The following is a 13,614-nucleotide window of genomic DNA, read 5'->3' as shown; positions in this document are numbered from 1 at the left end:
CTCTCCCGAGCGGCGCAATCGATAGCGAGGTCCCCGATGACCGTCGACGTTCGCACCTCCGATTTAGATCCTGACGACATCAGCTCCAACCCCTCCGCTAACCGCGCGTTCAAGGACGTGGTCGCCGCCCGGTTCTCGCGCCGGACGGTGCTGCGCGGAGGCACCGCCGCGGCGGTGACCGGTTTCCTGAGCCTGGCCGCCCTCTCCCTGAACGAGGACACCCCGGCCGAAGCGGCGACTGGCAAGCCGGGCCCACTGCTGGGCTTCACCCCGGTAGCGACCAGCCCCGCTGACACCTTCACCGTTCCCGACGGCTACACCGCCCAGGTGCTGATCCCGTGGGGGACGCCGCTGCGATCCGACGGACCCGAATGGCGCAAGGACGCCTCCAACACCGCCGCGGAGCAGGCCCAGCAGATCGGCATGCACCACGACGGCATGCACTACTTCCCCATCGGCCATGGCCCGCACGGCAACCGCCGCGGCCTGCTGGTGCTCAACCACGAGTACGTCGACCGGACCCTCCTGTACGCCGACGGCGACGCCGAGATCACCGCGGAGAAGGTGAACAAGGCCCTGGCCGCCCACGGCGTCAGCATCGTGGAGATCGCCCGCGGCAAGGACGGCTGGCAGCGCGTCGACTCCCGTTACAACCGCCGCATCACCGGCACGACCCCAGTGGGGTTCTCCGGCCCGGTCGGCGCCGCGCATCCCCGGCTGCAGGCCAACAACCCGCCCATGGGCACGATCAACAACTGCAGCCACGGCGTCACCCCCTGGGGCACCTACCTGGCCTGCGAGGAGAACTGGAACAGCTACTTCGGCACCCAGGACGCCTCCTGGGCCCCCACCGCTGAACAGGCCCGCTACGGGATCAATAGGGAGGGCTTCGGCTATCGCTGGCACCTGGCCGATCCGCGCTTCGACATCGCGGTCAACCCCAACGAGGCCAACCGCTTCGGCTGGGTGGTCGAGATCGATCCGTTCAGCCCCGCCTCCACCCCGGTCAAGCGCACCGCACTGGGACGGATCAAGCACGAGGGTGCCACGACCACCGAATCGCGCGGCAGGATCGTCGTCTACACTGGCGACGACCAGGACGGCGACTACATCTACAAGTTCGTCGGCAATGCCCCTTGGAAAGCGCTCAAGGCGATCGGCAAGAGCCCGCTGGACCACGGCACGCTGTACGTCGCCCGCTTCGACGACGACGGCACCGGCCGCTGGCTGCCCCTGGTTCACGGCCAAGGACCCCTCACCACGGCGAACGGCTGGGCCGACCAAGCCGACGTGCTCCTGCGTACCCGCCAGGCCGCCGACGCCGTGGGCGCGACCAAGATGGACCGGCCCGAGTGGATCGCCGTGCACCCGCATACCAAGGACGTCTTCGCCAGTCTCACCAACGGCAGCGGCTGGCCCGGCGCGGCCAACCCGCGCAAGCCGAACCCGTACGGCCACATCATCCGCTGGCGTGAGACCGGCCGCGACAACACCGCCACCTCCTTCGGCTGGGACATCTTCGTGCTGGCCGGGGACCCCGCCTACGACCCGACGGTGAAGCTGGACGACAGCGACATCTTCGGCTCACCAGACGGGCTGTGGATCGACGGCGACGGACGGCTGTGGATCCAGACCGACATCTCCAACAGCTCCCAGAACCGGGCCGACCGCGGCTACGACCGCATCGGCAACAACCAGATGCTCGCCGCCGACCCGGCCACCGGCGAGATCCGCCGCTTCCTGGTCGGTCCGCGTGGCTGCGAGATCACCGGCGTCATCACCACTCCCGACCAGCGCACCATGTTCGTCAACGTGCAGCACCCCGGAGAGGCCACCAACGCCTGGGGCACACCCACCCCGGCCAACCCGCGCGCGGTCAGCAACTGGCCCGACTTCGACCCGGCCGGCCGCCCTCGCTCGGCCACTGTCGTGATCCGCAAGTCCGACGGCGGCGTGATCGGTACCTGACCCGCACCCGACCAGGCTCCCAGCAGCCACCTGAGCGCCGACGCCGCCGCTCTCGACAGCGGGAGCAGCGGCATCGGCTGTGGAACTCAAGAGTCCCGGCCTGTGCGGGCGTAGCCGGCATTGGAGCCGGGCCTGCGAGCGGTGAGGAGCTCGTCAGCCGCAGCAGCTGCCGCCGCTGGTGGCGGAGACGGTGGCCAGCGGTAGCGGGGTGGCCAGCAGACCGCCGCTGAGGCCGGTGGCCAGACCCACACGCTGTTCCTGGGCTTCGGCCAGGGAGGAGGAGCATACGCCGGTCTCGGGCAGGTCGAGCTGGACATCCCGGGCCGCCTCCCAATCGCCGGCCAGTGCGGCCACGACGGAGCGGGCCTGCTCGTAGCCGGTGGCCAGGAGGAAGGTCGGGGCGCGGCCGTAGCTCTTGACGCCGATGGCGTAGTAGCCCGGTTCGGGGTGGGCGAGCTCGTCCGCGCCGTGGGCGGGGACGGTGCCGCAGGAGTGCTGGTTGGGGTCGATGAGCGGCGCGAGCTGACGGGTGGAGCCGAGGATCGGGTCCAGGTCCAGCCGCAGTTCGGCGGCGATGGACTGGTCGGGCCGGTAGCCGGTCGCGCTCACGATCCGGTCCACGGTGACGGACTGCTCAGTGCCGGACGGGTCTCGGCTGATCACCTCGATGCCGTTGCCGGTGGCGTGAACGCGGTGGGTGAAGAAGCCGGTCAGCAGCTGGATGCGGCCGGAGGTGACCAGAGCGTGCAGGCGGGTGCCCAGGGCGCCGCGTGCCGGCAGGGCGTCGGCCTCGCCGCCGCCATAGGCGCGGCCGGCGTTGCTCGCGCGGATGGCCCAGGTGATGGGCGTGTTGTCCAGCTGGGCCAGCGCCAGCAGCGTGGTGGCTGCCGAGTGGCCGGCACCGACGACCATCACGTGCTTGCCTTCGTAGTGTTCGCGGTCGACGCCGAGCACGTCGGGCAGGGCGTGGTCGATCAGGTCGGCCGCCGCCTGCTCGCCGTGGGCGGGCAGGCCGCTGGCGCCCAGCACGTTCGGGGTTTCGTAGGTGCCGGAGGCGTCGATGATGGCCCGAGCCTGCAGCTCCTGGCCGTCGGCGAGGTGGATGAGGAAGGGCGCCTGCTCGCGGCCGTTGGTGCGGACCCGGTCGTAGCCGAGTCGGCTGATCGCAGTCACCTTGGCGCCCAGGCGTACCTTGTCACCGAACTGCTTGGCCAGCGGGGCGAGGTAGTCGTCGATGAGCTCGGCGCCGGTGGGCAGCCATTCGAGGTCGGGCGCGCTCCAGCCCTCGGTCTCCAGGAGGCGGCGAGCGGCGGCGTCGATGTTGTACCTCCACGGGCTGAACACCCGTACGTGCCCCCACTTGGCGACGGAGGCGCCGGCCTGCTCGCCTGCTTCCAGTACCAGGAAGTCCAGGTTCCGTTCCGCCAGCTGGGCGGCCGCGGCCAGCCCGATCGGTCCGGCGCCGATCACCACGACCGGCAGCTCGCTCGGCCGCGTGGCCTGCGTGCTGGACTCGAGCTCGACGACGGTAGGACCGCAGCATCCGCTCATGACGCGTCTCCTCATGGTTCCAGCGGGCACCGGACCCGCACTGTTTTGAAGTCTGTCTAATCAGCTTCGTGAGCAGGATGCCCGACAACTTAGAAAGATGTCAAATTAGATTCTTGTCGAATCAGCGTAGCTGGAAGCGGATGCTCAGGCACGTACGCGCTGCGAACTGTCGCGCAGCCGGCGCGCCAGCGCCTCGACCACGTGACGGGCATCGGCGCCGACACCGCGCAAGGTGTTGGAGGAGGGTGTGCGCTGCCATTCCAGGCCCAGGTAGCCCAGGCCGGCATGGCTGAGCGACAGGCCGTGGCGCTGACGAGGCCGCCCGTCCGTCGTCAGCGCGCCCAGGCCTGCCAGATACGGCAAGCTCGGCTGGTAGCCGGTGGCCAGCAGCACCGCATCGACGCGCTCGCGACGGCCGTCCGTCCACTCCACCTTGTCGCCGTCGAGGCGGGTGAACATTGGCCGGCGCCGGTAGCGGCCCTCGTGCAGCGCTTGGCGGTATCGGCCGTCATCGAGCACGAGTCCGGCGGGCGGGGCATCCGCACGGGCCAGTGGCAGTCGGTCGAAGCCGGTCACACGGAACCAGAAGTGGACGTCCCGCCCCAGGGGGCGCTGGGCTACGAACCGTATCGGCGCGCGGCTGGCCAGTGTGACCCGCGTGTGGGCGGCCAACTCGTGAGCGATCTGGACTGCCGAGTTGCCCGCCCCGACCACCATTACGTGCTCGCCGGGCAGTGAGGCGGGTGAGCGGTAATCGGCGGCGTGCAGCACCTGTCCGGCGAACGTGTCCAGGCCGGGGAGGGCGGGCAGGTTCGGGCAGGTGAACGAGCCGCTGGCCGCGATCACGATGGGCGCGACCAGCTCCTCGCCGCCGTTCATGCGGACGAGGAAACCGTCCCCATCGGCCTCCCTGATGGTCTCGACCTCCGTGACGCGAGCGTCGGTACGCAGCTCGGCGCCCCGATCGGCCAATGCGGCGGCGTAGCGCTCCAAGTAGGCGACCACCTCATCGCGCCCGGGATAGCGCTCGGGATCGCCGCCGAAGGCCATTCCGGGCATGCTGCTGTAGCGGGCGGGTGAGAACAGCTTCAGGCTGTCGTAGTAGCGCGGCCAGGAGCCGACGGGGCGCGTGGAAGCCTCCAGGATCAACGGTTGCAGGCCGGCTGCCAGGGCCGCGTGGGCCGCCGCCAAACCTGACTGCCCTCCACCGATGATGAGGAGGGAATCGATCTGGGATGTCATGGTGTGCAACGTATCATCGATTCATAATACGTCAATATGATGATGTGAAGGTATGGTTGTCCTGGAGGCGATGTGAGATGGCCGAGACGACAACCGATCTGGCGAGCCGGCCGGTCGGCGGCACGCAGGACACGGTGCTCGATCAGGCGTCAGGCTGCGGTCCTGAGGACTCGTGCGCGGTGCCTGAGCTCAGCCAGACCGCCCACGACTTCCTGAAGGCGCTGGCCAGCCCGGGACGGCAGCGGATCATGCTGCTGTTCGCCCGGGGCGCCGAGCTGTCGGTCAACCAGGTCGCCGAACGCGCCGGCATCAGCCAGTCCGCCGCCTCTCAGCAGCTCGCCCTGCTTCGGCGTGGCGGCATCGTCACCTCCCGCCGCGACGGCAAGGAAGTGCTGTATCGCGGTGACCGCGACAGCGTCGCCCGTCTGCTCGGTGACCTGCAGGACTATCTGCGCTTTTGCTGCTGACCCGGGAAGGTGTCCCTGCTTCGGAGCCCTTGTGGATCGCCGAGGTCGAACCCGCCTCTGGGGCTACCCGCTCACGGCGACAGCGGACCGCTGACCGGGCCTCGTCGCCGACGTGGTCCAGTTTGCCGACCTGCACAAGCCGAGCAGGCCAAGGCCACGGGCCGAGGTCGTTCCTCCAGTCGGGCCGCCCGGCCGCCGCGCTGTCTTTCCGATGACGTCATCGGCGCCGGCCGATGGTGAGGACGGCCGACCAGTGGCGGGTGAGTTGTCCGTCCGGACGTGGGGAGAGGAGGCGGCGTATCTCGCGGTAGAGGTGCCTGCGCTTGGCCGGCTCCATGGCGATGTGGCCCGAGAACGTGTCGAGCAGCGCGATGTATTCGTCTGCCGTGTAGCGCAGGGCCCATACGTAGCGCCGCGTCCCGACGACCGCGAAGTGTCCGGAGGCATCGAACTCGGCGGCGATGGGGTCGGGCTGGTCCTCGGGCGGTAGAGGTGGCCACGGGCCGTCATGGCCTTCGCCGATCTCCTCGTAGACCTTCTGGATCTCGGTGAAGAACGGGTCGTAGTCTGCCGGGAATGCGTGGTCGGCGTTCCACACGGCCAAGTGGCCGCCCTGGGCGAGGAGGGAGGCTGCCTTCGCGTACTTGACTTCCGGGTCCACCCACTTCCAGGCTGTGGCCGCATAGACGAGATCGAAGAGGACCCCTGCCGGCGGCTCCCAGTCTTCGAACGATGAGGTGATCACCGAGACGTCGCCGAATTCGGCGAGGTGGTGCCGTGCCTCCGCCGCCAGGGCGTCGCCGAGTTCGATCGCGGTGATCCGAAAGCCCATCCGGGCCAGGGGCAGCGTGGCTTTTCCCGGGCCGCATCCGACTTCGAGCAGGTGCGCAGGTGATTCGATACCCGAGATCGCGAGCAGGTCGGAATACAGCTCGGCAGGGTAATCAGGGCGCGCCTTCTGATACAGAGAGGCGACGGTGTCGAACGTGGATCTCAGGCGTTCGCGCGACATACGTCAATCCTGGCAGCTAGGCGGCGCTGCCCCTCGTGGAGCGAAGGGCCCCGCAAGATGCGCCAGATCAGATACGACAGCAGCAAGCCCGCGCCGGAGAGGATCAGCCGGACGGCACGATCGGGCTCAGCCTACGCAGGTTCGAACCTTGCACATGGCACACGTCAGTGCCACGGAGGAGGATCAGACTTCACGAGGGGCCATGGTGGCGCTCGACGGCCGCCACGGTTCGCGCGACATCGCTCGCGATGATCGCGTCCACCAGCTCCACGTGCACCTCCAGTCGCAGGCGGAGATAGTCCCCCTTGCGGGTGTCGTCGTCAGGATCGGCATGCTCTGACATGTCGGTGATGAACCGGGTCATGCTCAGGTAGACGGCTTTGGCCACATGGTTGGGGCTGATCTCGGCGATGCGCTCGTGCAGGGCCCAGTTGGCCCGCATGAAGCGGTCGGTGCTGGTCATCGCGCGTTTGAGAGCGGCCATGTGCTTGCGTAGGTCGGAAATGTCCTGTCGGCTCCGGTGCCGCGCCGCGTCGGCGGCGATCAGTGGCTCCAGCGCGTCGCGTACGGCGATGGCGTCGGCCACGGTGGTGGGCATCCGCCGCACGGTCAGCAGGGTGTGCCGGAGCCGCACGATCGGGTTGGGCTGGGCCACGAACAGACCGCCACCGCGCCCGGGGCGGATTTCGACGCTGCCGCGGTCGTTGAGCAGGCGCGCGGCTTCGCTGATGGTCGCGCGGCCGTAACCGGAGCGGTCGCGGAACTCGTCCATCGTGCCGATCAGGTCGCCCGGGCCCAGGCCCTGTTCGACGATCATCGACTCGATGTCTGCCGCCAGCGCCTCCGCGCGAGTCAGGGGTTCAGCCTTAACCACCCGAACAGTTCTACCAGATTCCTAGCCATTCCGGCAGCCGGGCGGTACGCTCCGCGAGAACATAACACCCTAAACATCCGGGTGATTAAGTTCGTCGACCCGCCTGCTGGCCAGCGACTTCTTCCGTGCCAAGGAGGGTAGCGATGAATCGATTGCTCGTCATCGGAGGTGCCGCGTGACCCCGCTTCTGCGTCAAGTGCTCAGCCAGGTCGACGGACCGGATCCGCGGCTGAACGAGATCGTCTCCGCGCTGGTCACGCATCTGCATGCCTTCGTGGAGGAGATGCGGCCCACCGAGCGCGAGTGGCTGGCCGGGCTGGACTTCCTGATCGCGACGGGGAAGATGTGCACACCGGACCGCAACGAGTTCATCCTGCTGTCCGACATGCTGGGGCTGACCTCGGCGGTCGACGACGTCAACCACGCCGGACCGGAGGGCATGACCCCGTCCTCGGTCGAGGGCCCGTTCCACTCGCCGGCGCCTCCGCGTGAGCTCGGCGCCTGGATCAGCTTCGGTCCCGAGCGGGAGCGGGCGGTCCCCACGGTCGTCCACGGGCGCGTGCTGGACTGCGACGGCACCCCGCTCGCGGGCGCGGTCGTGGATCTGTGGCAGGCCAACGACACCGGTCTGTACGACACCCAGGACGACGCCCAGGACCGCGGCAACCTGCGCGGCCTGTTCACCGCCGACGCCGAGGGCCGCTTCTGGTTCCGCACCATCCGGCCGAGCAGCTACCCGGTTCCCACCGACGGCACCGGCGGCAGGCTGCTGAAGTCCATCGGCCGCCACCCCATGCGCCCGGCCCACCTGCACTATCGCGTCACCGCGCCGGGATACCGGACGCTGACCACCCATGTGTTCCTGGCCGACGATCCCTACCTCGAATCCGACGCCGCGTTCGCGGTCAAGGAGGAGCTGATCTGCCGTCCTCGGCCGCGTACCGAAGGGTGGGAGATGGACGGCCCGTACGAGGAGATCGAGTTCGATCTCAAGCTGGTGCCTCTCGACTGGAAGGAAGGACAGTGAAGCTCGCCGGAGTCCGGCTTCCCGGAGACGACATCGTGCACATCGCGCGTCTGGACGGCGACACCGTCCAGATCGTGACCGACGTGGCACGCTTCTGGGCCGACGCCCGCGGCTGGACGGCCAGGGCCGCCCAGCTCACCGGCCACGCCGTGCCGGTCGAGTCGGTGCGCTTCGCGCCGCCGGTACCCGCGTCGGCGCGGGTGATCTGCGTGGGGCTCAACTACCGCGCCCACGCCGCGGAGGGCTCGTTCGAGGTGCCCGAGCACCCGACCTTGTTCGGCCGCTGGACGGCCTCGCTCAGCGTCGGCGACGTGCCCGCGCCTGTCCCGGCCGGGGAGCCTGGCTTGGACTGGGAGGGCGAGGTCGCCGCGTACGTCGCCGAGCCCCTGTGCGACGTGGACCCCGGCACCGCGCTCGCGGCCATGTTCGGCTACTCCACCTTCAACGACCTGACCGCCCGCCGCGCCCAGAAGCTCACCACGCAGTGGACGCTGGGCAAGAACGGCGACCGTAGCGGCCCCATGGGGCCGATCGTCACCGCGGACGAGGTCGGCGACCTGCGTGACGGGCTGCGCGTCCAGACGCGGGTGAACGGCACCATGGTCCAGGACGGCAACACCCGCGACATGATCTTCCCGGTGGGGGAGGTGCTCTCCCTGATCAGCCGTACCCTGACGCTCAACCCTGGAGACGTCATCGCCACCGGCACCCCCGACGGCGTCGGCTACGTCCGCACGCCGCCGTGGCTGCTGCAGCCGGGCGACGTCGTGGAGGTCGAGATCGACCGGCTCGGCACGCTGCGCACCCCCATCGTGGGAGCCGACGGCCGCGCCCAGCCCGGGGACATCGCATGACCATCCCGCATTGGATCAACGGCAAGCGCACGCCGGGCACCGAGGGCTCATTTGAGGGTGCGTACGACTTGCTTGCTGGGCTTGTAGGCGGCCAGGGCGACGTTGAGCACCAGGACCGCGATCGCCAGTGACGGTAGTGATGCGTTGCGCGGCCTGGCCGCCTCCCATGGCCCACCTTCGCGTCGCCGTTGATAGGCACGGACATGGACGATGAGGGAAGTTCCGGCGCGGCGTCGAACCAATGGTCGTGTAGTGGCATCCAACAAGATCACAGCATCAGAAGGGACTCATGTGATCATCTGGTTGAGCGGCACCTTCGGGACAGGCAACCATGTCACCGTGGATGGGTCTTTCGCTAGGCGACCGGGGCTGCGCATGACGCAGGGTGCCCTCGCAGCCGTGAGCGTGTCCCAGGCATGGTGATCCGCAAACGCGCCCCACGCTCCACGCAGCGAATCGACGTGACCTGCCTGCCCGAAGACGTCGTGGCGCTCATCGACGCCCTCGAGCCTGGTGAGAACTTGGTCCTCACGCGTGACGGCGCGTCGATCGCGACGATCTCCAGCACCATTGACGTGGTCCAAGGCGCCATCGTCGATCGCGACGCGCCAGATGAGGCCAACGATCAAGCACCGATCGACTACGAGAGCGTGACAGTCGTGGCCACCGCGATGGAGCTGTCGAGCGCGGCTCGGGTTGCGCTATCCACCCAGCTGGGGCCGGACTACGTAGTGCTCGATATGCATGCAGCTCCCGCAACGACCGATGTGCTGCTGGTGCCTCCAGGCAGCCCGCAGCTGATCACAGCGCTCCGATCGATGTTCCCGAAAGCTCGCGTCATCGTCACCGAAATCGAGGACCACGAACTCGGAGTTCAGTACCACGGCCCGGTCCGACGACTACTTGACGCCGGCGCTGATGCGTATCTACCTCCGGCGACCCTCCCACACCTGGCCAGGCAGCTTGACTACACGCTGAATCAAGGGCGCGAGATCGCTGGCGGGGCCGCGACACCACTGCAGATCGCACCGACCGTGGAGCCGGCAGATCCAGACGACGAATGACCCCGCGCCTCTTCGCTGGACCGTCGGGTGGCGGATCACCGTAGCCATTGGAGTTCCGGGCCATCGTGGGTGGCTGGCCTTCAAGCAGCGACGATGGGACCAAGGCGGGTGAGGCCAAATCTCGTCGGCCGAAGTTCCGGCGATCACGGGGTGGGGTCACCGCTCGCTGGTATGTGGGGGCCAAGATTCACCCTGGAATCAATGCGAAGAGGCCGCCGATAACCCGGCGCCTCCAGGCGGTCCGGATGAACACAATGGCGAGGCTCTCCGCAATGAGTCTTTCGCCTTTCCCGAACGCATGGAGTTGACCTTTGCGCGTCCGACGTCCTATCTTGGATCAGTCGTTCCAAGATGGGAGTCGCGAGATGCCGGACATCAAGCATTTCGACCCCGACGTCGCCCTGGACCAGGTGGTACGCCTGTTCTGGGAGCGCGGAGCGGACACCACGGGGATCAACGACGTGGTGGCCGTCACCGGATTGAGCCGCTCCAGCCTGTATGCCACGTTCGGCGGGAAACAGCAGCTCTACGCGGCCGCTCTGCGCCACTATCTGGAGCGGCAGTCACGGCCGGTATTCGACGCTCTGGCCACCGATGGGCGGGGATTGCCCGCGATCGCCGCCTTCTTCGACCGGCTGGTGCGGTCATGCTGACGAGACCGACATGATTGACGACCGCTCGCGTGACGGGCGAGGACGAGGACCTCAGCTGGGGTGACTGCCACAGCGGCCACCAGCGACAGCAACACTCGCCCCGCGGTCCCGAGCCCAGGGCTGATCAGGGACGGAGGCCCAGGAGACGGTGGCGTTGTCGCCTGCGTCTCAGCGCACCACCGATCGGCGGTCAGGTCAGGCCGAGCGCGTGGCCGGCTCTCAGGGCCGTGGCGTCATCGGGTGCCGCCGCGAGCCAGGACAGGCCGTGCTTGTCCGCACACAGCAGCGATACCTCGTCGACCGTCGCCAGCCAGCTCGGCGCCGGGTCGAGGTCACGGGCATTCCCGGCTCGGGGGAATTCCTGAGACGAGGCGATGACGAGCAGCCGGCGCCCCCCTGGGGCGGCGTAGTCGTAGACGGTGGCCGGGATGCCGGCCAGGTCGCGCTGGGTCGTGCCGCGCCAGCCGTACGTTCCGATGGTCTTCATCGCGGGAACAGGTTCACGGTCAAGCGTCAGGGCGTCGGACTTCAGCAGTGCGGCAGCGGCCACCAAGGGCGCGGGCTGGCGGCGCTCGATCACCTGCGGGATGACCACGGCGGCCAGGACCATCAGCGCCGCGGCAGCTGCGGCCAGTACGTACGGCCAGCGGGCGCGGTGCCGCACCGAGGACTCGGCGGGGACGTCGGCAACCGCCCGGATCCGCTCCCGGGTCGAGGCCGGCGCCACCTCGCGCAGCGACTCGGCCAGGATCCGGCCCTCATGCGCGGTGTTGGCCTCACTCCAGCATGCGCGGCAGTCCAGCATGTGCCGCTCGAACCGGATGCGGCGCAGCGTGCTGAGCTCGCCGGCGAGGTAGGCGGCGGCATCCCTTTCAGGATCGTGGCGCATTCGGCCTCACCCCCTCGATGGTGTGCGCCAGCTTCTTGCGGCCGCGATGCGCCCGGGCCAGCACGGTGCCCCGCGGGCTGTTGGTGATGGCGGCGACCTCGGCGGCGGTGAACCCGCACAGGTCCATCAGGACCAGGGCGATCTGCTCGTCGACGGGAAGCCGTCGGATGGCCGTTTCGACCAGCGAGTGGTTGATCGCCTCGTCCTCCACGTCCGCCGGCCCTGGCGGGTCAAAGCCAGGCTGCCAGCTCGTCTCGGCACGGGTGGCGGTACGGCGCAGTCGGTCGCGGCCCAGGTTGAGACAGATGGTGGCCAGCCACGGCGCCGCCTTGTGCGGGCGGCGGCCGTCCTGCCAGGCTGCCCACGCCCGCGTATAGGTCTCCTGGACCAGGTCCTCGGCGTCGGCGGCGCAGGTGGTGAGCCGCCGGGCCAGGTTGTACACCAGGTCCGACGCAGGCATGGTGGCCTGCAGGAACCGCTCCTGCCGCCGGGTCATGAGCCGGTTCCGTCTCAGTGGGTGGCCCGGTTGGGCGAGCCGATCGCCAGGAAGCCCTCCGGGCGACGGACTCCGGATCCGTAGAAGAAGAACGCCAGCACCGTGCCGAACACCACGTGAGCGAACAGCTCGAACGGCTGGTTGGCGTCCCGGAACACCGGGAACAGCAGCGGCGAGAGCACCAGGAAGTTGACCACGTACAAAAGTGCGCCGTACACGGTGCCGACCAGGGCGATGGTGCCGTTGGAGCGCAGCCACGGGACGATGAGCGCGAACACCAGGCCGAAGGCCATGGACAGCACCATGTGCACCACCAGTCCGACCCAGATGCTGGTCTGCCCCGCCATGATTGCTTCCCGGCCGCCCTGCACCATGCTGGCGATCATGTGCAGCGGCATATCGGCCTTGCCGGGCGGCTGGGTGGAGGCGAACCACATGGTGACCCCGGCAAAGATCAGGCCGGAGATCAGGCCACCCACCGCGCCGCGAGCCAGCCGAGTTGCCAGAGGTTCGATGGCCATCGCGGGCTCCTTGTGCGAGCTTGTTTTTCCTGCTACCCCTACGGACGGATGACAGGCGGCGCTGATTGCGCCCAACCTCAAGCCCCAGCGCGACCCGGCGCACCCGGCCACAGGATTCTCCGCCCGGTCTCCATCTGGGTCTCAAGGCGACCCGGATGTCGTGAGCATTCCGGAAGGAAAACATCCGGAACCCGCCTTAGCATGCGGACCATGACCGACGACACCGTCATTAACGAGCCGTCTCTGACTGCCGGCGAGGTTGAGATGCTGCTGTTCGCCCTCGACCGCTCCCGTGCCACGTTCGCCTGGAAGACCGGCGGGCTGGGGGCCGCCGCCCTGAACCGGTCGCACCCACCGAGCACGATGACCATGGGCGGGTTGATCAAGCACCTGACCCGGGTCGAAGAGGAGACGGCGGCCTGGCGCCTGTTCGGGGAGCGGCCTACGCCTCCCTGGGACACCGCCGAACACGGCTGGGAATGGGAAACCGCTGCCGAGGATACGCCCGACGAGCTCTACACCCGCTGGCGCGAGGCGGTTGCCCGCACCCGGGCCGCTGTGGCAAGGGTGCTGGCCGACGGCGGCCTCGACCGGCCCGCCGGGTTCACCGTCACCGAGGACGGCCAATCGCCCAACGTGCGCCGCGTCCTGGTCGACGTCCACGACGAATACGCCCGGCATGTCGGCCACGCAGACCTCTTCCGCGAGGCGATCGATGGCCTGGTGGGCGAGGACCCGCCCCAGCCGAACGGTTGAGATCGGCGCCCGAGGCGGGCGCCCCGTCAGCCACCAAGCCGTCAACCACAGGGGCGAGTTGTGTTGCAGCGCTGCGTGCGGTGTCAGTGCTGTGCATGCCGCGCTCTGGCCATGGTGGATGCCATACGCATCCCGGTGTGGGAGTACCGCGAGTACTCTTTCGACGCCAACTGGGCGATGCTCGCTGCCGCGGGAATATCGGGATGTACTCCGTGAGGGAGAGGGCGAGCCGAAGGAGAA

The 13,614-nt window shown here is 68.7% G+C and carries 14 protein-coding genes; 7 read left to right on the top strand and 7 right to left on the bottom strand.

Translation table 11 applies throughout. From position 1 onward, the window contains the following. Window positions 1-36: 36 nt before the first annotated feature. Window positions 37-1,968 carry a PhoX family protein gene (locus ACTWPT_RS53115; protein WP_443185191.1) on the top strand — a complete coding sequence of 644 codons (1,932 nt, stop codon included), beginning with the start codon at window positions 37-39 and terminating at the stop codon, window positions 1,966-1,968. A gap of 153 nt (window positions 1,969-2,121) precedes the next feature. Here the strand turns inward: ACTWPT_RS53115 and ACTWPT_RS53110 are convergent, their stop codons facing one another. After that, complete coding sequence (locus ACTWPT_RS53110; RefSeq protein ID WP_443185190.1) at window positions 2,122-3,519, bottom strand: FAD-dependent oxidoreductase; 1,398 nt, start codon at window positions 3,517-3,519, stop codon at window positions 2,122-2,124. A 144-nt stretch (window positions 3,520-3,663) separates the two neighbouring features. Further along, window positions 3,664-4,761, bottom strand: a complete 1,098-nt coding sequence (locus ACTWPT_RS53105) for a flavin-containing monooxygenase (RefSeq protein WP_443185189.1) — start codon at window positions 4,759-4,761, stop codon at window positions 3,664-3,666. 77 nt (window positions 4,762-4,838) lie between these two features. On the opposite strand from ACTWPT_RS53105, the gene ACTWPT_RS53100 reads away from it, so the two are divergent. After that, window positions 4,839-5,228: an ArsR/SmtB family transcription factor gene (locus ACTWPT_RS53100; protein ID WP_443185188.1), complete on the top strand. Its 390-nt coding sequence runs from the start codon at window positions 4,839-4,841 to the stop codon at window positions 5,226-5,228. Between the two features lie 217 nt (window positions 5,229-5,445). On the opposite strand, the gene ACTWPT_RS53095 is transcribed toward ACTWPT_RS53100, so the two are convergent. Both ACTWPT_RS53095 and ACTWPT_RS53090 read right to left on the bottom strand, forming a co-directional pair. Further along, window positions 5,446-6,240 (bottom strand): class I SAM-dependent methyltransferase, encoded by a 795-nt coding sequence (locus ACTWPT_RS53095; RefSeq protein WP_443185187.1) that lies wholly within the window; start codon window positions 6,238-6,240, stop codon window positions 5,446-5,448. Between the two features lie 190 nt (window positions 6,241-6,430). Continuing rightward, the gene (locus ACTWPT_RS53090; protein ID WP_443185186.1) at window positions 6,431-7,114 is read right to left on the bottom strand and encodes a FadR/GntR family transcriptional regulator; all 684 of its coding nucleotides are present in this window, start codon (window positions 7,112-7,114) and stop codon (window positions 6,431-6,433) included. A gap of 175 nt (window positions 7,115-7,289) precedes the next feature. Here ACTWPT_RS53090 and ACTWPT_RS53085 point away from each other — a divergent pair, with 175 nt between their 5' ends. The 4 genes from ACTWPT_RS53085 to ACTWPT_RS53070 all read left to right on the top strand — a co-directional run bounded on the left by ACTWPT_RS53085 (window position 7,290) and on the right by ACTWPT_RS53070 (window position 10,712). Further along, window positions 7,290-8,141 carry a dioxygenase family protein gene (locus ACTWPT_RS53085; protein WP_443185185.1) on the top strand — a complete coding sequence of 284 codons (852 nt, stop codon included), beginning with the start codon at window positions 7,290-7,292 and terminating at the stop codon, window positions 8,139-8,141. Beyond that, window positions 8,138-8,995, top strand: a complete 858-nt coding sequence (locus ACTWPT_RS53080) for a fumarylacetoacetate hydrolase family protein (RefSeq protein ID WP_443185184.1) — start codon at window positions 8,138-8,140, stop codon at window positions 8,993-8,995. Before ACTWPT_RS53085 ends, ACTWPT_RS53080 begins: the two co-directional genes overlap by 4 nt. Window positions 8,996-9,411: 416 nt before the next feature. Next, entirely contained in the window at window positions 9,412-10,059 is a 648-nt protein-coding gene (locus tag ACTWPT_RS53075; RefSeq protein ID WP_443185183.1) for a hypothetical protein, read from the top strand. A 365-nt stretch (window positions 10,060-10,424) separates the two neighbouring features. Continuing rightward, window positions 10,425-10,712, top strand: coding sequence for a TetR/AcrR family transcriptional regulator (locus tag ACTWPT_RS53070; protein WP_443185182.1), 288 nt, complete (start codon window positions 10,425-10,427; stop codon window positions 10,710-10,712). A gap of 190 nt (window positions 10,713-10,902) precedes the next feature. On the opposite strand, the gene ACTWPT_RS53065 is transcribed toward ACTWPT_RS53070, so the two are convergent. Genes ACTWPT_RS53065 through ACTWPT_RS53055 form a run of 3 tightly spaced genes read right to left on the bottom strand, consistent with a single transcriptional unit; the run spans window position 10,903 to window position 12,618 of the window. Then, window positions 10,903-11,601: a zf-HC2 domain-containing protein gene (locus tag ACTWPT_RS53065; protein ID WP_443185181.1), complete on the bottom strand. Its 699-nt coding sequence runs from the start codon at window positions 11,599-11,601 to the stop codon at window positions 10,903-10,905. Then, window positions 11,585-12,097, bottom strand: coding sequence for an RNA polymerase sigma factor (locus ACTWPT_RS53060; RefSeq protein WP_443185180.1), 513 nt, complete (start codon window positions 12,095-12,097; stop codon window positions 11,585-11,587). The genes ACTWPT_RS53065 and ACTWPT_RS53060 overlap by 17 nt, the downstream gene beginning before the upstream one ends. Before the next feature lie 14 nt (window positions 12,098-12,111). Next, a complete protein-coding gene (locus ACTWPT_RS53055) occupies window positions 12,112-12,618 on the bottom strand; it encodes a hypothetical protein (protein WP_443185179.1) in 507 nt (168 codons plus the stop codon). Window positions 12,619-12,828: 210 nt separating this feature from the next. Between ACTWPT_RS53055 and ACTWPT_RS53050 the strand changes: the two genes are divergently transcribed. Then, entirely contained in the window at window positions 12,829-13,374 is a 546-nt protein-coding gene (locus ACTWPT_RS53050) for a mycothiol transferase (RefSeq protein WP_443185178.1), read from the top strand. The last annotated feature ends 240 nt before the right edge of the window (window positions 13,375-13,614 follow it).

The sequence above is a fragment of the Nonomuraea sp. 3N208 genome, from assembly GCF_052245935.1.
Lineage (GTDB): Bacteria > Actinomycetota > Actinomycetes > Streptosporangiales > Streptosporangiaceae > Nonomuraea.
This window is presented reverse-complemented; position numbering and strand designations above follow the sequence as displayed.

Bases quoted from the DNA above. Each gene is read 5' to 3' on its own strand.
- ACTWPT_RS53115 (WP_443185191.1), top strand. From the start codon at position 37: ATGACCGTCGACGTTCGCACCTCCGATTTAGATCCTGACGACATCAGC.
- ACTWPT_RS53110 (WP_443185190.1), bottom strand. From the start codon at position 3,519: ATGAGCGGATGCTGCGGTCCTACCGTCGTCGAGCTCGAGTCCAGCACG.
- ACTWPT_RS53105 (WP_443185189.1), bottom strand. From the start codon at position 4,761: ATGACATCCCAGATCGATTCCCTCCTCATCATCGGTGGAGGGCAGTCA.
- ACTWPT_RS53100 (WP_443185188.1), top strand. From the start codon at position 4,839: ATGGCCGAGACGACAACCGATCTGGCGAGCCGGCCGGTCGGCGGCACG.
- ACTWPT_RS53095 (WP_443185187.1), bottom strand. From the start codon at position 6,240: ATGTCGCGCGAACGCCTGAGATCCACGTTCGACACCGTCGCCTCTCTG.
- ACTWPT_RS53075 (WP_443185183.1), top strand. From the start codon at position 9,412: ATGGTGATCCGCAAACGCGCCCCACGCTCCACGCAGCGAATCGACGTG.
- ACTWPT_RS53070 (WP_443185182.1), top strand. From the start codon at position 10,425: ATGCCGGACATCAAGCATTTCGACCCCGACGTCGCCCTGGACCAGGTG.
- ACTWPT_RS53065 (WP_443185181.1), bottom strand. From the start codon at position 11,601: ATGCGCCACGATCCTGAAAGGGATGCCGCCGCCTACCTCGCCGGCGAG.
- ACTWPT_RS53060 (WP_443185180.1), bottom strand. From the start codon at position 12,097: ATGACCCGGCGGCAGGAGCGGTTCCTGCAGGCCACCATGCCTGCGTCG.
- ACTWPT_RS53055 (WP_443185179.1), bottom strand. From the start codon at position 12,618: ATGGCCATCGAACCTCTGGCAACTCGGCTGGCTCGCGGCGCGGTGGGT.
- ACTWPT_RS53050 (WP_443185178.1), top strand. From the start codon at position 12,829: ATGACCGACGACACCGTCATTAACGAGCCGTCTCTGACTGCCGGCGAG.